This is a genomic window from Nostoc sp. ChiSLP03a (assembly GCF_034531215.2).
In the GTDB taxonomy this organism is placed as follows: domain Bacteria; phylum Cyanobacteriota; class Cyanobacteriia; order Cyanobacteriales; family Nostocaceae; genus Nostoc.
Map to the genome: position 1 here is coordinate 1 of NZ_JAVRBQ020000081.1, position 17,297 is coordinate 17,297.

At 42.3% G+C, this 17,297-nt stretch carries 15 protein-coding genes, 2 pseudogenes and 1 riboswitch; of the genes and pseudogenes, 6 read left to right on the forward strand and 11 right to left on the reverse strand.

Features of this window, described 5'->3' with window-relative positions; all coding sequences use genetic code 11:
- Window positions 1–281 precede the first annotated feature (281 nt).
- The 4 genes from RMY32_RS13700 to glsA all read right to left on the reverse strand — a co-directional run bounded on the left by RMY32_RS13700 (window position 282) and on the right by glsA (window position 3,490).
- The gene (locus RMY32_RS13700) at window positions 282–776 is read right to left on the reverse strand and encodes a hypothetical protein (protein ID WP_322713781.1); all 495 of its coding nucleotides are present in this window, start codon (window positions 774–776) and stop codon (window positions 282–284) included.
- 43 nt (window positions 777–819) lie between these two features.
- A complete protein-coding gene (locus RMY32_RS13705; protein WP_322713782.1) occupies window positions 820–1,890 on the reverse strand; it encodes an FAD-dependent monooxygenase in 1,071 nt (356 codons plus the stop codon).
- 232 nt (window positions 1,891–2,122) lie between these two features.
- On the reverse strand, window positions 2,123–2,440 hold the full coding sequence (locus tag RMY32_RS13710) for a hypothetical protein (RefSeq protein ID WP_322713784.1): 318 nt from the start codon (window positions 2,438–2,440) through the stop codon (window positions 2,123–2,125).
- Between the two features lie 66 nt (window positions 2,441–2,506).
- Window positions 2,507–3,490, reverse strand: coding sequence for a glutaminase A (glsA, locus tag RMY32_RS13715; RefSeq protein ID WP_322713785.1), 984 nt, complete (start codon window positions 3,488–3,490; stop codon window positions 2,507–2,509).
- 899 nt (window positions 3,491–4,389) lie between these two features.
- On the opposite strand from glsA, the gene RMY32_RS13720 reads away from it, so the two are divergent.
- From RMY32_RS13720 to RMY32_RS13745, 6 genes are all read left to right on the forward strand, one after another.
- A complete protein-coding gene (locus RMY32_RS13720; protein ID WP_322713787.1) occupies window positions 4,390–5,493 on the forward strand; it encodes a septal ring lytic transglycosylase RlpA family protein in 1,104 nt (367 codons plus the stop codon).
- A gap of 208 nt (window positions 5,494–5,701) precedes the next feature.
- The gene (locus RMY32_RS13725) at window positions 5,702–7,309 is read left to right on the forward strand and encodes a bifunctional pantoate--beta-alanine ligase/(d)CMP kinase (protein WP_322713788.1); all 1,608 of its coding nucleotides are present in this window, start codon (window positions 5,702–5,704) and stop codon (window positions 7,307–7,309) included.
- A 512-nt stretch (window positions 7,310–7,821) separates the two neighbouring features.
- Complete coding sequence (locus RMY32_RS13730; protein ID WP_322713789.1) at window positions 7,822–8,424, forward strand: superoxide dismutase; 603 nt, start codon at window positions 7,822–7,824, stop codon at window positions 8,422–8,424.
- A 303-nt stretch (window positions 8,425–8,727) separates the two neighbouring features.
- On the forward strand, window positions 8,728–8,934 hold the full coding sequence (locus RMY32_RS13735; RefSeq protein WP_099099470.1) for a hypothetical protein: 207 nt from the start codon (window positions 8,728–8,730) through the stop codon (window positions 8,932–8,934).
- A 271-nt stretch (window positions 8,935–9,205) separates the two neighbouring features.
- On the forward strand, window positions 9,206–10,147 hold the full coding sequence (locus RMY32_RS13740) for an AIR synthase related protein (RefSeq protein ID WP_409882945.1): 942 nt from the start codon (window positions 9,206–9,208) through the stop codon (window positions 10,145–10,147).
- A gap of 481 nt (window positions 10,148–10,628) precedes the next feature.
- Complete coding sequence (locus RMY32_RS13745; protein WP_322713791.1) at window positions 10,629–11,315, forward strand: PHP domain-containing protein; 687 nt, start codon at window positions 10,629–10,631, stop codon at window positions 11,313–11,315.
- A gap of 144 nt (window positions 11,316–11,459) precedes the next feature.
- Here RMY32_RS13745 and RMY32_RS13750 read toward each other — a convergent pair.
- The 7 genes and pseudogenes from RMY32_RS13750 to cobG all read right to left on the reverse strand — a co-directional run.
- Window positions 11,460–11,748 (reverse strand): annotated as a pseudogene (locus tag RMY32_RS13750) (arsenical resistance protein ArsH); the annotation flags it as partial.
- Between the two features lie 12 nt (window positions 11,749–11,760).
- Window positions 11,761–12,174 (reverse strand): annotated as a pseudogene (gene arsC, locus RMY32_RS13755) (arsenate reductase, glutathione/glutaredoxin type).
- Between the two features lie 31 nt (window positions 12,175–12,205).
- Window positions 12,206–13,270: an ACR3 family arsenite efflux transporter gene (arsB, locus tag RMY32_RS13760; protein WP_322713792.1), complete on the reverse strand. Its 1,065-nt coding sequence runs from the start codon at window positions 13,268–13,270 to the stop codon at window positions 12,206–12,208.
- Window positions 13,271–13,465: 195 nt separating this feature from the next.
- Window positions 13,466–13,792 (reverse strand): metalloregulator ArsR/SmtB family transcription factor, encoded by a 327-nt coding sequence (locus RMY32_RS13765; protein WP_322713793.1) that lies wholly within the window; start codon window positions 13,790–13,792, stop codon window positions 13,466–13,468.
- 81 nt (window positions 13,793–13,873) lie between these two features.
- A complete protein-coding gene (locus RMY32_RS13770) occupies window positions 13,874–14,578 on the reverse strand; it encodes a precorrin-2 C(20)-methyltransferase (protein WP_322713794.1) in 705 nt (234 codons plus the stop codon).
- 2 nt (window positions 14,579–14,580) lie between these two features.
- Window positions 14,581–15,207, reverse strand: a complete 627-nt coding sequence (locus tag RMY32_RS13775; protein WP_322713795.1) for a precorrin-8X methylmutase — start codon at window positions 15,205–15,207, stop codon at window positions 14,581–14,583.
- A 130-nt stretch (window positions 15,208–15,337) separates the two neighbouring features.
- Window positions 15,338–16,960 (reverse strand): precorrin-3B synthase, encoded by a 1,623-nt coding sequence (gene cobG / locus RMY32_RS13780; protein WP_322713796.1) that lies wholly within the window; start codon window positions 16,958–16,960, stop codon window positions 15,338–15,340.
- A riboswitch (cobalamin riboswitch) is annotated at window positions 16,934–17,065 on the reverse strand. Its footprint overlaps the gene before it by 27 nt.
- Window positions 17,066–17,297 lie beyond the last annotated feature (232 nt).

The following is a 17,297-nucleotide window of genomic DNA, read 5'->3' on the forward strand; positions in this document are numbered from 1 at the left end:
TTAAAAGTCATGAAATTGCCGGACAGATGTTTGATAATGAATACGATTTAGCGATCGCTGTAATGGATGGAATGAAAAATCGTAGCGAAGCTGGTGAATACACACTGGAGCGTTTTATATTTAATTGTACCTAGCTACTTAAAGCGATCGCATGGAGTTTGATCCAGATCACGCACCAGGGTTCGGATGGTTCCACCACCTATCACATAGAGCCAAACAAGATTGCACAATTTCGCTCAATGCCAACCTTCCTTGCTCAAATCTGGGACTATCTAATCTATTTAGGAAAAACGAGTTTCTTCAATAAAGGAGATGCCATCAAAAATGCCATCTTTCAAAGCTTGTGCACTACGAACTCGGTGATTTTCATCGAGTAAAGTTACTGTTTCTATAAATGTAATCAGCGCGTTATCTTGAGCTTTCGTCATCCGAAAGTAAATTATGTCTTGACCTACATCCAAAGCGGTTCCAGAAAAATCAGAATAATTGCTAGAAAACCATTTCAAAATCCTATCTTCAAAGTATCCTTCAAAATTAAGCTGGAGATGAGAGCCATCCGAGTATTCATAATTGTTAACTTGTCGGTACTGACTCCCCTCAATCAAGATGGTAATAGTAACGAAAAAGCTGCCAGAAAAATGTCCGCGTTTATCAGTTTTGATAAACTTACCTTTCCAAGTGCCAATATGACGTGTAAAAATTTCTGGAACTTTCTCCAGATCGACAGATATCATTGGGGTGATGATATCTTCGCTAATTACAGGATCGTTACTCATTAAATTTAGATAAAAACTAATTTTACTTTAAGTTTCGCCTTCGCTAACGACGACCAATTTTCTGGCTCATTTCCCGACTCGTGCGTTGATATTCGTGGACAATAGGTAATCTTTCAGTCTGATAATTTTCCAGAGCTTCGGCAATATTAGTACTAGACGTGAGATGTTGCGTTAAAGCCAAACCATCTTCCCAACCTGAAGTCATGCCTCTAGCGCGAGTTGGACTTTTTGCGTGAGCCGCGTCACCAATTAAAATAACGCGACCATCATACAATTGAGGCAAAGGATCGATGTCATAGGAATAACGACAGATAATATTTTCCGCAGGGGTTGACTCAATTAAATTTCGTGCATCCTCTGGGAGTTTAGCTAATTCTTCGGGAGGAATAGATATATCAGTCGGTTGTAGTGCGCCTATTTCAGAACCCGTCTGCTCTTTTTCTATAAAGAAACCCCAATGAGTCAGATTTCCCCCAATATGAAAGAAATTTGCATAAATTCCCCGACCACGTACATAAACAAAAAAGTTTCCTTCTGGACAGAAGCTATTATCTGTCACAATCCCTCGCCAAACTAGATCGCCTAAATAGCATAGTTTTACATTCGGAACCACAAACTGCCGAACCTTAGAAAGAATGCCATCAGCACCCACTATCAGATCCCCTTCCCAGTGACTTCCATCTTTAAAGTGTGCGATCGCACTATTCTTAGTCTGCGTTATCGAAGCTAATTGAGCGTTAAAATGAATATTATTAGGGGGTAAAGGATCAATAATTGCTTCTAAAATCGCTTTCCGGTGTACGAGCATTCCTGGTAGTTCATCTTCAGCATAGGTGACGGTTTCTGAATTGATAAATCCACCTTTAAGGTTGCGAAACTCAAAGTATTTTACAGGATCGCCTGAGTTAATAATTTTTTGGCTGATTTGAGGGTTTCCTTGATGAAGTGCTTGCATACCTGATTGGACAATAAGAATACCACATCCATCGGTACGCACTACGGGCGCTTTTTCAAACAAGTCAACTTGAAACCCTTCTTGAATAAGCAAACTGGCAAGATAAGCTCCTGATGTCCCTGCGCCGATAATACCTATCTTGCTGTTGGAAGAAACCATCTGTGACTCTCTTGATTTAATCTTGTTTAGATGATACTTGATTGAGATATTATCTTAAATAGTAAGCCAAAAAGTTGTTTATAGGGCGATGCCTGTGGCGGGCTACGCTTACGCTAATAATCAGCTGTGTTTAACTGAAATTAAAAGGCTCAAGTAGTTATTAGACTTATAACAAGCTCAATAATACATCCAGATCAAAGCAAATAAATTTCATATTTAATTGATATCTCATTTAAGCTGGCGGTTCTATCTTTTGAAGTTCTTTAATTGCTTCGATATGGGCTTGATTTACCTTCGTATGCTCCTCTACTGCTTCTGAATATACATCTGTTGAAGGATCTTCTATTAGTCTGTGCGCCAAATCTTGAAATTTCTGCGCGTGTTCGTGCATGGTTTTTCCATAGGCTTCGATACGTTCTTTTTGTTCGGGATCGATTTGGTCATCTGTTTCTAAACTCTTACCCAACTCTTGTATCTCTTTGCTATGCTCAATTGCTTTTTGAGCATGTTTTTGTGTTGCCTTTATAGTCTGCTTTGAAACTTTATGCATAATATTAATCCCGACTCTCGTATTAAAAGAACTATAAAATAAAACTCCTCTACCCCTTTGCTTCTTTCAAGCAAATTTCGCCTCTTGACCTGAACAATCAAATAGATGTAAACCTAACTGTTGAGAAAGTTCTTCACACACTTTTACCCCCCGCACACTATTACCACGCACATCTAGCAATGGTGAAAAAACTCCAATGCCCATCTTATTGGGCACAACGGCAATAATCCCACCAGAAATACCGCTTTTCGCCGGAATCCCTATTTTATAAGCCCACTCACCTGCAAAGTTATACATCCCGCAGGTATACATCACACTCAGAATATCTTTAATATAACGCTTATCTACCGCCTGTTCTTTGTTAATCGGGTTAATACCTCTGTTAGCCAGAGTAGCCGCCATCACTGCTAAGTCTTGACAATTCACCATCACAGCACACTGCTGGAAATAAAGATCCAGCGCCTCTTCAATATTCCGGTCAATCATGCCAAAGTTGAGCATCAAATGTGCCATTGCGCGGTTGCGATGTCCTGTACTCCGTTCTGAGGTAAAAACTGAAATGTCAACGAATACATCGCGGCTAATATATCGGCGAAACATATCCAGCATCCGGTTGAGGCGTTCGGTAGGGCCGGAACCTTTGATTAAGCTAGTGGTGGCGATCGCACCTGCATTTACCATTGGATTATAAGGTCGCTTCGATTGCTCATCTAAAACAATCGCGTTGAATGCATCTCCCGTCGGTTCAACGCCAACTCTAGTTAAAACATAATCCAGTCCATGATCTTCTAAGGCAAGTCCATAAGCAAACACCTTAGAAATTGACTGAATGGTAAAAAGTTGCTCGTAGTCCCCAACTTTATAAACCTGACCGTCTACTGTCACAATGCAAATGCTGAACAACTCCGGGTTTGCCTTTGCCAGTTCGGGAATGTATTTCGCTACTGCACCTTCTTGCAGAGACTTGTACTGGGAATGTAACTCGTTGAGAACAGCTTTTAATGGCGATGCTTCTATTTCTATATCTCCTGGATATGCTTGGTTTGTCATTAGGCTGATGGCATTTCCCAAAATACCTACTATATATAGAAGAGGTACAGCTGTACATCCCTACAGTTATAAAGATTTTGTCAAAAACAGCTTGCTATAAAAAATCATACTTGAGCAATTACTGAAATTAAACAAAATAGTATGTATTTTTTATTACAGACAACGTTTGTTGTTTAAGCGATCGCAAAGTTTTATTAATTTTTAAGTCATTAATCCTGAAAAATATTCCTTTGGGTATCGTCCTTTTTTTTATACTCAGCAATACGGTTACTTAAAGTTATATTTATCACTAATATCAATCTAGTCATGGAGAATAAAAGTAATGATTAATGTAAGTAGAAAAAACTTTGAAAAAAGATATCAGACTCCAACTAATTTGCATAATTTTTTAAGATGCAACTCAGATCGCGACTTATTCATAGTTAAATCTAAATATTTCCTTAAATAAATGATTTTAAGTATTTATGCCGATGTCATTTAATTAGAGTTGTATTACCTTCTTATTGGAAATAGCCAAAAACAATGTGATCTAGAATACACGAGTAGTTGTGAGCCTTTAGGAGTGATGTGAATAGGGTATCGCTACTTTAGTGTGAAATAAGCGTAAAGTTTTTTTAAGAAATTTTTGACTTACACAAAAAAGCGTTACATAGCCAAAGTCCGCTTTTGAGAAAGGTTTCGACCTTCAAATTGGAATGGGAATTTGAGAAAGTGGCCCATAGTTACGCTAAAACCCTGATCCCCAAGCTAAAAGGTTCGTGTTAGTCTGTTGCAGTTATAAAAAACAAAGTGAAAACGGAACGAGTTCGAGTTTTTCAAAAGGGAAATCACTTTCATTAGCGATCGATCCCGCAAGTTATAAAACTTTAAGTTCTACAGTCGCTTTCAAAAACGGACGCATGAATCAAAGACATTTGTGGACTATTGTTGCCCTGTTTATGGCTGTTTTGGGAGTACCCTCAGTCGGTTGCACTCAAACCACCAAAGGAAATGCGCTAGCATCCCAAAAACCACCCGCTCCTGATGTGGTTAAGGTGGGAGAGTACCAATCAACAGCAGGGAAACAAACCTTGGATGCTGTGATTACAGAAATTCATCCTCACAACATTAAAGGACGTAAGGCGGCAACCCTTTTTATCAAAAATATACCTGTTCTCACCTTTTTGAGTTCTGTATCAAATACGAGTCTTGAGACTAAAAAAGTTGGTGCAATTGACAATACTGGGGGCGTACAAGGGTACGCCCTTATTGCTAGCAATTCATCAAATGCATTGGATACTGGGAACGCAACAGATGCGAGTAACCAGATTAGCTCCACTGACAATGACCCGGTTCAGATAGCTGGTGTAGTAGCAGCTAAGATCAACCAGTTGAATCGAGAAAACGTGGACGGGAGTAAGATTACCGTCAGTTGGAAAGCAGGGGAAAAATCTACTGCCAATCAAGCGCAAAACAAAAGCGTCCCTGTCCAACAAAATGGCGATCGCTATGTAATTAAAATTAATGACGAAGAGTTGGTCGAAATCAGCGAAGGTACGCGATTAGCAGGTAGTACCAACGATCTAGCGCAAGATGCATTGCAAGCAACCAATCGCTTGCGGAGACTACTAGGCAATGCATCTCCCCTAAAAGAGATTGCAAATTTACCAGTCCGTCAACAAATATCAATACCAAAGCTGCCTCAACAGATTGCCGTCGGAGTAGTGCGAGCCACCCTGAGAGGAATGGCTTCTTATTACGGCTATGACGGTTCTGGTAATCGCACTGCTAGCGGTCAGAGATTTAATCCAGAAGCAATGACTGCGGCTCATCGTAGTTTACCCTTTGGTACGCAAGTTCGTGTAACTAACACTCGCAACGGTCGTTCCGTAGTGCTGCGGATTAATGACCGAGGCCCATTCATTCGGGGTCGAGTCATTGACGTGTCTGCCGGCGCGGCTCGAATTTTGGGAATGATGGGCAGTGGCGTAGCGCCGGTGCATATTGAGGTATTGGGGAAATAATCTAGGGACTGGGGACTGGGGACTGGGGATTAGGGGCTGGGGACTAGGAAAAAGTATTTTCAATCCCCAATACCCAATCCCCAATCCCCAATCCCCAATCCCCAATCCCAGTTCCGTATCACTTAATTCCCCTAGTTCAATCAACTCTTCCCTCTATTTCGGATATAAACTAACGGGGGAGGGATCGATAAGAACTAGGGGTATTTTTGTGCGCCTGCTGACAACAGTCGCAGCTTTACGCTGCTATTTAACTAAACGCTGCTCAGAAAACAAGCTAATTGCGGTTACTGAGGATCTGAGACTAGATGAGATGACTGGCTGGTATCAGACGGCAGTCGGTCTGGTGCCAACGATGGGAAATTTGCATCAAGGTCATTTAAGCTTGATCCAACGGGCGCGGCACGAAAATTCTACGGTGATTGTGAGTATTTTCGTCAATCCCCTGCAATTTGCTCCTAACGAGGATTATCAACGCTATCCCCGGACTTTAGAGCAAGACCAACGACTTTGCGAACAAGCTGGGGTAGATGCCATTTTTGCACCGACTCCGGAAGAAATGGCTGTTCCTCAGAAGAGTATACAAGAATCAAAGGTTACACAAGTTATCCCCCCATCTGCTATGATAACAGGCTTGTGTGGTCGTTCTCGGCAAGGTCACTTTCAGGGTGTCGCTACGATTGTTACCAAACTTTTCAATTTGGTACAGCCTGACCGTGCCTACTTTGGTGAAAAGGATGGTCAGCAACTAGCAATTATTAAACGCTTAGTAGCTGACTTAAATTTGCCAGTAGAAATTGTTGCTTGTCCAACGGTACGGGAAGCGTCGGGTCTGGCCTTCAGTTCTCGCAATCAATATTTGACGGCAACGGCAAAAGAGCAAGCAGCGGCATTATATCGTGGCTTGCGACAAGCCCAAGCTGCATTCATTGCAGGCGATCGCAATAGTAACAAGTTGATAACAGTGGTACAGCAAGAAGTGGCAATGGTCAGCACGGCCTGTGTGGAATATATTGAATTGGTTGAATCGACTACGTTGATGTCTTTAGAAAAAGTTGAGGAGGAAGGAATGTTGGCGATCGCAGCTCGTTTTGGTGCTACACGTTTGATTGACAATATCATATTGCGCGATCGTCAACCCATTATCGCCATTGATGGTCCAGCCGGGGCTGGAAAATCCACAGTGGCGCGGCAAGTGGCAGCAAACCTGAATTTAGTGTATTTAGATACAGGAGCGATGTACCGTGCTGTCACTTGGTTAGTACTGCAAAAGAAAATTGCTATTGACGATGAGTGTGCGATCGCCGAATTAGCTAATCAGTGTAAAATTGAACTGATTCCCACCCAGGATTTACATTCGTCCGTGCAGGTTTGGATTGATGGTACTAATGTTACCCAGGCAATTCGCACGATTGAGGTAACTTCTCTTGTATCGGCGATCGCGGCACAAAGCGCTGTCCGTCAAGCACTGGTTAAACAACAGCAAAGCTGGGGCAAAAGAGGTGGTTTAGTTGCTGAAGGTCGGGATATTGGTACTCACGTATTTCCCGATGCCGAAGTGAAAATCTTCTTAACCGCTTCTGTAAGCGAACGCGCCCGTCGCCGCCAACAAGACTTTAACACCCAAGGTCAACCTGAAGTCAGTTTAGAGCAGTTGGAACACGACATTGCCGAACGTGACTGGAAAGATAGTACACGCAAGGTTTCTCCTTTACAGAAAGCAGCAAATGCGATCGAACTTCAAACTGATGGTTTGGACGTGTCTGAAGTCACGGCACAAATCGTTAACTATTACCAACAGCGTTTATCTCAGTATTAATTGCTGCTATTTGCTGTTAGTTTTTTAGTTTCAAAGGGTGGTGAGTGATTATTTACTTACCATCCTTAAAACTGTATTTAAAAATAAATATATATAAGTTAACTATTGGCTATTTTTATTTGAAAATTAATACTATAGTAAGTGTAAATATTTATTAATTTAATTTAAACTTCTTTAAATACTAAATCATCTCGCTTTCGACTGATTTTTCAAATCGTAATTAATCTTACTAAAGATAGAAGTATTAAAGTTTTAATTGCTAAATGCTATTTAGTTATTAGCCTTTCGTTATAAAATATTAGTCATTTTTATTTATAGTCAGGAATTGCTAGCGATTTGACTTATCAACAAAGTACTTTGTTTCTGTCTTCACTTTGGTAGTAGAATGACGATGTTAAGTTTTATGTTTCATTAATCAAAGGCATAAAACCTCTAAAAATAAAAGCTATTAATTTCCCAAACTTCTGCAATAGCTTACAAACTAGAAACCGGTAAAGAGAGGATTTGACACAATGGCATTTGTACAGCCCCCACTACCCTTTGAAAAAGATGCTCTAGAGCCTTTTGGCATGAAAGCTGAAACTTTGGAATATCACTATGGCAAGCATCATAAAGCTTATGTAGACAACCTCAATAAGCTTACTGAAGGTACAGAACTTGCTGATAAGTCCCTAGAAGAAGTAATCAAAATTTCTTTCCAAGACTCCTCTAAAGCGGGAATCTTCAACAACGCTGCTCAAGTTTGGAACCACACTTTCTTCTGGAACTCCTTGAAACCACAAGGTGGTGGCACACCCACTGGTGAACTTGCAGCCAAAATCGATAAAGATTTTGGTGGCTTTGACAAATTTAAGGAAGAGTTCTCTAACGCGGCTGCAACTCAATTCGGCAGTGGGTGGTCTTGGCTGATCGATGATGGTGGTACGCTAAAGGTGATCAAAACACCAAATGCAGAAAATCCCCTAGCTCATAGTAAGAAGGCACTCTTAACCTTGGATGTTTGGGAACACGCCTACTACATTGACTATAAAAACGCCCGTCCAGCGTTCATCAAGAATTTTCTAGAAAACTTGGTCAACTGGGACTTTGTTGCTGAAAACTTGGCTCAAGCTTAACTACTTGCCAGTTTTGAACTGGCTGCGATATCTTTTAGTCAGCTACTTTGCGGCTACGTAGTTTGTGCCAGATATCTAAAGTAGAAATAATTCACTTAACACCTTTGTCAGCAGTCACGACAGTAGTCAGTCAAGTTTAAATTGATGGGTAAGTGAGTTCGTAGTCAGGACTTTAGTGCTTAGAAAATAAGCACTAAAGTCCTGACTACAATCCCTGAAAACTAGCTTGACATTGTACTAATATCGTGACTGTTTTTGGTTAGGCGTTGAGGGGGATGGTGGAGAAATCAAAATATAAAATATATGGATAGCAAAGAACTAGCGCAATACATCGAAGCAACGAATAGCATCTCTAAACCTTGGGTATTGGTACAACTGCGTCTCAAAAAATTGCAAGAGCGTCGAGCCACTCTGACAAACGATGTTTATACCAAAGAATTAGAAGATATTTATCAAGACTTGATGAAATTGGGTGAATGGTGGCGCGGTATTGAAGATGAGGTATTTTAAAGTGAGGAGTTATGAGTTATGAGTTTTCCTAACTTTTAACTCCTAACTCATAACTTCTAACTTAAAACACAACCTGATGGCTCAAGCTCTCGATCAAGTCGATTACGATACTCTCGATGCTGCAAAACGACGCTTCATCGATGCTGCAAAACGCACACTTGGCTTTGCAAGCGCTTATGGCATCGTCCCCGCATCAGGTCTAGGAGCAAGTGCTAACGCTTTCAGCTTCAACCTCGCTCCGTTTCTAGAGGCGGGGGCTAGAGAACTTTCGATGACACTTGTGCCGGAAGGACTAGGCACCGCAGACGATACCCGCCCTGACGATCTTTCCGAAGAAGAACTTCGACGATTCTGGTGGAATATTGGGATTAAGATCGTTTCGTGTCTGACGAACGATGCCGCAACTTCAGGTATGCAGACTATACTTCTCGGTCTTTATCTGCCTTCGAGTACTCCTGAAACAATTTTTACCCCCGCTTTCCTTGATGGGTTTCTTGATGGAGTAGTTGAGGGGTGCAAACGAGTCGGGTGTGTCTATCTCTCAGGGGAAACTCCTCAACTAAAAACCAAGATGATTCCAGGGCGGCTCGACATCGCTGGCTCGGTTTTTGGGGTTATGCCTGCTGGTGTCGCTCCTATTGATAGCTCGCGTCTGGATGCCGGAAATACCATTGTTCTGGTGGAAAGTTCGGGCCCCCATGAGAACGGTTTTACCCCACTGCGAAAGCTTGCTGAGTCGCTTCCTGATGGCTATAGAACAAAACTTCCGAGTGGGCAAGAGTTCTGGGAAGCGATGAATGCTGCTTCGTATCTTTACACGCCCCTTGTACAGGCGGTGCTGGGCGAAGGAATTCGTCCGACGGCGATGGAGAATATTACTGGTCATGGCTGGCAAAAGCTGATGCGATCGGTGAAGCCGCTTCGGTACGTTATCGAAACAATGCTCCCAGTACCAGAGATATTTACATTTGTTGAGAGTCATCTTGAGGGCAGGGCCGAGACGATGCTTTCGGTGTTCAATTACGGTGCAGGATTCGCATTCTATACAGAGTCGGAGCAGGATGCAGAGAGAATTGTCCTACTTGCAAGAGAACATCAACTTTCGGCTGCGATCGCTGGAAGAGTTGAAACGTCTCTTTCCCGCGAGGTAGTCATAGAACCCCTTGGAGTCACCTTGAAAGGAGATTCTTTTGGAATTGCGCGAGGGGTATAATGCAACCAAAATGTAGGCATAGCCCGTCGTAGACATCGTTAGTTTTCTCAAAGCTATTTTAGACTCATTTATGCGATGCCTGCGGCGGGTTACGCCTACGCTAAAATCATTATTGGTTATAAAAAAGCTGTAATTACTGAGAAAAATAATATTTTTTACACACAAAATCAATTTGCATTTCCGGCTTCTTCGAGATAATTACTCTACTAAACCTTTATTTTTTAAGCCATTTAACACAGATGTTATAGGCGCATTCATGAAAGTTTAGATGTAATATTTACTACTAGTTAAAGTAAAGTAGTGCAAATTACCCATGACTACTGAGATTAAGATTTGCTAACGTAGTCTTAACATATTGAAAAATTTGCTGAGAAAGGTAAGAAAGTAGCAACCGATACTAATTTTTAGTGTTGGTTCTCTCTCATCCAGAGATGTGGCATTTTGGTGTGTTAAGGATAGATATTTTTCTTCAGAGGGGGTTATGGTTGTAAATTTGGCCCGTACTACAACTTCGGCAGAACTTTTAAAGCAAGTATTCCGTAACATTGATGCACATAGTTGTCCAAGGTTATTTAACTTTCACATGCACACTGTCTACTCGGATGGTAGATTGCAGCCTAGTGCATTGATGGAGCAGGCGATCGCTATTGGGTTAAAAGGGTTAGCCATCACCGATCATCATGGTATTGTCGGCTATCAAGCGGCCCTTGCTTGGTTAGAAGATTGGAAGTGGAATAATCCTCATGTAACCACTCCTCACCTGTGGAGTGGCGTGGAAATCAATGCCAGCCTTTTGAATATAGAAGTTCACATTTTGGCTTACGCTTTTGCAACAGAACACCCTAGTATGAAACCCTATCTGCAAAGAAGGCCGACTACAGGGCAAGAATATCAGGCAAGTAACGTGATTGCCGCTATTCATGAAGCTGGGGGATTGGCAGTTCTGGCTCATCCAGCTCGTTACAAGCGATCGCTTTTTGACTTAATTCCAGCTGCGTCCGAAAAGGGCATTGATGGTGTGGAAACTTTCTACGCCTACAATAACCCTAACCCTTGGAAACCCAGCGTATTGGAATCAGAACAAGTGCAAAAGTTGGCTGATGAATACTTTCTTTTCAATACCTGTGGTACTGATAGCCACGGTTTGAGTCTGCTACAACGCTTGTAAAGATGAATCAATTTTTTTAAATCTCCTGGTTCAATCTGCCAGGAGGTTATCTTTTTTTGGATGCTTAATAGTCAATTTGTTTTAAAGTTATGGCAAGGGACTGGGGACTGGGGACTGGGGACTGGGTGAAAAGCCTTTTTGTGTCTAAATTTTATCATCTGTTAATGTCCTAACCTTTTCGGCTGTTGCTATAATTTCAAGAGATTGAGAAGCTATCTTGATTGTCTCTTTGGCAGCTTTTTCCTTACGTTCGCTATAGTGGTCTGTGAGATAATCAACTTTCTCACGCAATAGCAAGGTAAATTTGTAAAGTTCTTCCATCACATCGACAACGCGATCGCGGTAAAGCTGAATCCTTCATAGTCCCGTCTTCGTTAAACTCCTGATATGCTTTAGCCACTGAGGATTGATTGGGGATTGCGAACATCCGCACTACAAATAATATTTATCGAGCAGTTGTAAATTCTTTATTTACAGACTCAATTAATTGAGTGACCCGTTCTTTGATTTCATCGCGGACTCTCGGAAAAATTTCTGGTTGTTCTGCTGGATCGTCTAACTGCCAGTCTTCAAATACTTCCCGTACAACCCATTCAGGCGGCAAATTCACCCCACAGCCACACAAAGAAATCACTACATCAAAGTCTTGTGCTTGGAAATCACTCAGGGGTTTGGAGTGTTAATCGGTAATGTCGATACCAATTTCTTTCATGGTTGCGATCGCTTCTGGTCTTACCTGACTTGCTTCTAAACCAGAGCTAATCACTTCAATCTTTCCCTTACCAAGAGTTTTAGCAAAACCTTTCGCCATTTGGGAACGGGCAGAATTCTTTTTGCAGACAAACATCACACGTTTCATGGTTCAACTCCTTTGAATAATTTGGCTAAATTTAAAAGATTCTCGATTCAGATGGCAAAAAATAACGTTTTTCAAACCAGAAAGCCACATTAACCAGACCAATCAATACAGGCACTTCCACCAGAGGCCCGACGACGGCGGCAAAAGCAACACCCGAATTAATCCCAAATACTGCGATCGCCACTGCGATCGCAAGTTCAAAATTATTTCCTGCCGATGTAAACGCGACACTTGCGGCTCTAGAATAGTCTGTTTTAACGCGCCAAGCCATGTAAAAGCTGACCAAAAACATGATGATGAAGTAGACGATCGACGGAATTGCAATCTTCACCACATCGAAGGGGATCTGAACAATCAAATTCCCTTTCAAGCTGAACATCACGACGATTGTAAATAATAAAGCAATCAGTGTGATGGGGCTGATTTTAGGCACAAATTCCTCGTGATACCACTGCTTGCTTTTCACTTTTACTAAGAAGTAACGAGTGAAAAATCCAGCTAAAAAGGGAATACCGAGATAGATAAATACACTTTTGGCAATCTCAGCAATGCTGACATTAACAACACTGCCTTGTAACCCAAACAGTGGCGGCAGTACAGTAATGAAAAACCAGGCATAAGGACTATAAAAGATGACTTGAAAGATGCTATTAAAGGCAACCAAGCCAGCCGTGTACTCTGTATTGCCTCGTGCTAAGTCACTCCACACAACTACCATTGCAATACACCGGGCTAATCCAATCAGAATCAATCCTGTCATGTATTCTGGATAACCATGTAAGAAGATAGCTGCCAAAGCAAACATCAAAATTGGCCCAACGATCCAATTTTGAATTAGTGAAACACCAAGAATTTTTCCGTTGCGAAATACATCCCCTAATTCTTCATACCGCACCTTGGCTAAGGGCGGATACATCATCAAAATTAACCCGATGGCGATCGCTATATTGGTTGCTCCCACCTGAAACTGGTTGATAAAGGCTTCTACTCCAGGAAAGAAATAGCCTAGACCAACACCGATCGCCATTGCTAAAAAAATCCACAAGGTTAGGAAGCGGTCAATAAAGGAGAGGCGTTTTGAAGTATTTTTGTTCATTACAATTAACCCCATACATAAATGCAGGAGCTTCGAGCAGGAATTTCAGATTATTCAATCCAACATCCAAAATTTAAAATCTAAAATTCGTGAGTTATATCAAGAGTATATCTCCATCATTTCAAAAAAAGTTGATTTAGTAATGCCTATAAAACTAAAATTAGACAAAATATTACAAAAAAAATTGATGAATATTTAAGGATCGCAGGGGGGACGAATAGATAATATGGGGCTAAAGCGGCGGAATTCTGCTAAATACTGCTCTAAGACAGCAAACTGCGGTAGATTGAGGCTGTAGTAAATCCAGCGCCCTTCTTGACGAGCGCGAACTAAACCCGCTTCTTTCAAGGTTTTGAGGTGAAAAGACAGTTTAGATTGAGTGGTTCCCAGATGGTCACACAGGTCACAGACGCATAGTTCTTGAGAGCGCAGCAGTTCTAATACCTGAATCCGTAGGGGGTCAGACAGGGCATGAAAGCCAGCAGCGATCGTATCAGGAGTGAAGGTGCTATTAGAAGCCATCAACTTTTATTGAAGTATTTCTTTATGGTCAAGTCTTAATCATCAGTTAAAGAATACCTTAACTAAAAAGAAAAGGTCAGTCTATAGTCGATTCTTGGTGGGAATCACAATCATTGAGAAATAGGGTACCTCGGCTGGATCGACTTCATCTAGGGGGATGATACGTTGCTGTGATGTTGATGCCCGCTCAATATATCTTGCTCGTGACGCTAGCCCTAATTTATGCAGGATATCTCGTACTTTGGTAAAGTGACGACCTAGCTTCATAATTGCGGCGGCATCAGTCATTAGCAGATGTGTAGTCAGTTCTTCTGCTGGCAACGGGGCGGGTAAGACTGTGAGAATATCATTGTAGTAGGTGAAAGGTACACCCAAGGCTACCGGACAAGTCATCAGCGAGGAAACTCCGGGGACAACTTCTGTTTCGTATTGGTCGCATAACCGCGTGAACAGGTACATAAATGAACCATAGAAAAATGGATCGCCCTCGCACAGTACCACGACATCTCGACCTGCTGCTAGATGCTCGGCAATTGGTTCAATTTCCTGGTCATAAATAGATTTTGCCTTTTCTGGTTCCAAAGCGCGGGGGAGGTGAAATAGTACCTCGATTTGATTGCCAGGAAGATACTGCGCCACGATCGCTCTAGCGATACTTTCTTTATCTGTGGCTGATTGATAAGCTACCACAGGAGCCGCATGTAATAACCGCAGCGCTTTGAGGGTCAATAGTTCGGGATCGCCCGGGCCGACACCAATTCCATAAAGACGACCTTTAAGTTGCATATTCATTCTTCCTCCGTTGCCAGGGCGTTAACTGCTGCTGCCGCGATCGCACTTCCACCGCGCCGACCGTGTAAGGTTAAAAATGGTACATTTCTGCTATCTGCTGCCAGTGCGGCTTTTGATTCCGCTGCACCGACAAACCCCACTGGAAAACCCAAGATAATTGCAGGTTTAATAGCTCCTTTATCGAGCATTTCTAACAGTCTGAACAGGGCTGTGGGCGCATTGCCAATTGCGATTACTGAGCCTTCTAGGTGCGATCGCCATAATTCAAGAGCTGCCGCCGACCTGGTAGTACCCATACGCTGGGCAAGTTCTGGTACTTCTGGCTCGTTCAGGGTACAGATAACTTGATTGTTTGCAGACAATCTCCGTCTGGTAACGCCATCGGCAACCATTCGGCAATCGCACAGTATTGGCGCTCCATCTGCCAGTGCTGCTCTTGCGGATTGTACTGCTGTTGGTGAATATCCCAAGTCTGTGACAATATCCGTCATTCCACAGGCATGAATTAGACGTACAGCAACTTTTGCAACATCTGGCGGCAACACATCTAGGTTCGCTTCTGACCGAATGATTGCGAAGGAATTACGGTAAATTTCGTTGGCATCTCGGATATAGTCGGGCATTCAATTTGGGATTTCAGATTTTAAATTTTGGATTGATTTGTTAGTTAGTATAGATACTTCTTTTTTAATAGAAGAATACCTAATTTAATTAACCGCAGAGAACACAGAGTCAGAGAAAGGGAGGAATCAATCATCTGTATTTATCTGTGGTTCCATTTTCTAAATATTTATTAAATAACTGCTGTAATTGTGCTATTGGATATCGATTAGCAAATTGCCCGAAGGACTCATCAGAATTTAGGCGTTGAATGTTATGTACATATAGCATCCGCTTTATTAATGCAGGTAGTTCGGCAAAAGTTACATATTGATATAGTTCGCGTCCGAATTTCTGATTGCTGTCACCAACATAAACGTGATAGCCTTCCACAGTTCTATTTTCAGACTCAATGGTGACGCCGAGGAGAGTAATATCACTTTTGCTGTGCTGGGCACAAGATTTGGCGCAGCCAGTGAAGTGGATATTAACTGGGTAATCGAGAGTAACGCGAGTTTTAAGATACTCTGCCAATGCCAACGCATGACTTTTAGTGTCAGTGGCAGAAGCGGCGCAACCTTTTTTTCCCGAACAGGCAACTAATCCGCCCTTGATATTGGTTGCAGAGCAATCTAATCCTAATAAAGCAATTTCACGTTGGACATCAGCAACCCATCGTTGAGGAATATCTGTCAGGAGCAAATTTTGCCAAGGGGTTAGCCTGAGAGTTCCACTACCGTATTTTGCTGCTAAATCTGCTAAACCGCGTATCTGTCTACTTTCCAATCGGCCAAGGGGCAAGACAACACCAATGTAAAATAAGCCTTGCTGACGTTGGGGATGGATGCCAATATGCTGATATTTAGCATCTGACCTCTCCCCCAACCCCTCTCCTCGCAGGAGAGGGGAGAATTCCTCCCCCTTCCCGCGTCGGGAAGAGGGTTGGGGGGTTAGGTCTTTTCTTGTCTTACTGCATAAAAAAGAAAAAGGTAAACGCTGCTCAACTTCTTGGAGATAATTTTCACAGCCCAAAGTATTCAATAACTCTCTTAGACGTAGCCGCCGCTTACTCGTAGTATGACTATAAGCTAGATAGACATCCGCCAAAGCTGCTAAGACGGGCAAACATTTTTCTGGTGGTAGCAAAATTCCCGTATCGCTGGGGGGTTGACTTTTCTCGCCGACACTGAGATACAGGCGAAAGTAAACATTATCGTTAAGTAAGACAGTTACAAAGGCGATATCATTCAAGCGATCACACACCCGAATTATCCCACCACCATCAAAGCAAACGCTAAATTTAGCCGAAAGTCCCGAAAGCGCCGGATGTGCTGCAATATAATCATCCCAACTTTGGACAAAAGGGCGAGTGTCGATTAATTCCTGGGGATCGATACCAGCAGTTGGACTGGTCATAATATTGCGGATTTGGTCTACAACAGTATTGCCAGAACCCAATCCCATATTTTGTAGGTATTTCAGAACCTCAGCATTTATCCCCATGCGGATTTCACGGACTTGTAGGTTAGCTCGATTAGTCACATCTAGATAGCCGCCACCGTGCTGTTCTGCTATATCTGCGATCGCACGGCACTGCTGACTACTAATAATTCCACCTGGTATTCTAACGCGAGATAATATCCCATCTGCGGCGGGAGTAGCATAAAACAAGCCAGGACAAGTGGCAAATCCAGAAACCAATTTTAGAACTCCTTCCCCGTGCAACGCAGGGATTAGACGGTGAGTGTGTCTTGAGGACATCCTGATAGTTGGCATTCTGACTTGGGTCATCCCATCACAGCTGCGGCACAGTCCCGGAATTTCACCGGAGTTTCCCAACTCTCAGCTTTAGTAATTTAGACTTTGTTGAGGTTATAGATATCAACCAGACATCATCCAGATAATTATCTTACATTACTATGGCGATAAATTTTAACTGAGCTTATCCACTACCGTGTTACAGCAATTTTCGAGTAATATCAAGTTCGGATAAATACTTATAATAAAGCTGGGATCGTTGCAGTGTATCTATCTACGTCTTATGCCGAAACGGATTGCGATCGTTAACCACATGAGTACGGAAGAACTACTGGCTCATTATCGTCAGGCGACA

What these genes read in the sequence shown, in the direction of transcription:
- RMY32_RS13700 (WP_322713781.1), bottom strand. Translation starts at nt 776, where the DNA reads ATGAGTAACGATCCTGTAATTAGCGAAGATATCATCACCCCAATGATA.
- RMY32_RS13705 (WP_322713782.1), bottom strand. Translation starts at nt 1,890, where the DNA reads ATGGTTTCTTCCAACAGCAAGATAGGTATTATCGGCGCAGGGACATCA.
- RMY32_RS13710 (WP_322713784.1), bottom strand. Translation starts at nt 2,440, where the DNA reads ATGCATAAAGTTTCAAAGCAGACTATAAAGGCAACACAAAAACATGCT.
- glsA (WP_322713785.1), bottom strand. Translation starts at nt 3,490, where the DNA reads ATGACAAACCAAGCATATCCAGGAGATATAGAAATAGAAGCATCGCCA.
- RMY32_RS13720 (WP_322713787.1), top strand. Translation starts at nt 4,390, where the DNA reads ATGAATCAAAGACATTTGTGGACTATTGTTGCCCTGTTTATGGCTGTT.
- RMY32_RS13730 (WP_322713789.1), top strand. Translation starts at nt 7,822, where the DNA reads ATGGCATTTGTACAGCCCCCACTACCCTTTGAAAAAGATGCTCTAGAG.
- RMY32_RS13735 (WP_099099470.1), top strand. Translation starts at nt 8,728, where the DNA reads ATGGATAGCAAAGAACTAGCGCAATACATCGAAGCAACGAATAGCATC.
- RMY32_RS13740 (WP_409882945.1), top strand. Translation starts at nt 9,206, where the DNA reads ATGACACTTGTGCCGGAAGGACTAGGCACCGCAGACGATACCCGCCCT.
- RMY32_RS13745 (WP_322713791.1), top strand. Translation starts at nt 10,629, where the DNA reads ATGGTTGTAAATTTGGCCCGTACTACAACTTCGGCAGAACTTTTAAAG.
- arsB (WP_322713792.1), bottom strand. Translation starts at nt 13,270, where the DNA reads ATGAACAAAAATACTTCAAAACGCCTCTCCTTTATTGACCGCTTCCTA.
- RMY32_RS13765 (WP_322713793.1), bottom strand. Translation starts at nt 13,792, where the DNA reads ATGGCTTCTAATAGCACCTTCACTCCTGATACGATCGCTGCTGGCTTT.
- RMY32_RS13770 (WP_322713794.1), bottom strand. Translation starts at nt 14,578, where the DNA reads ATGCAACTTAAAGGTCGTCTTTATGGAATTGGTGTCGGCCCGGGCGAT.
- RMY32_RS13775 (WP_322713795.1), bottom strand. Translation starts at nt 15,207, where the DNA reads ATGCCCGACTATATCCGAGATGCCAACGAAATTTACCGTAATTCCTTC.
- cobG (WP_322713796.1), bottom strand. Translation starts at nt 16,960, where the DNA reads ATGCCAACTATCAGGATGTCCTCAAGACACACTCACCGTCTAATCCCT.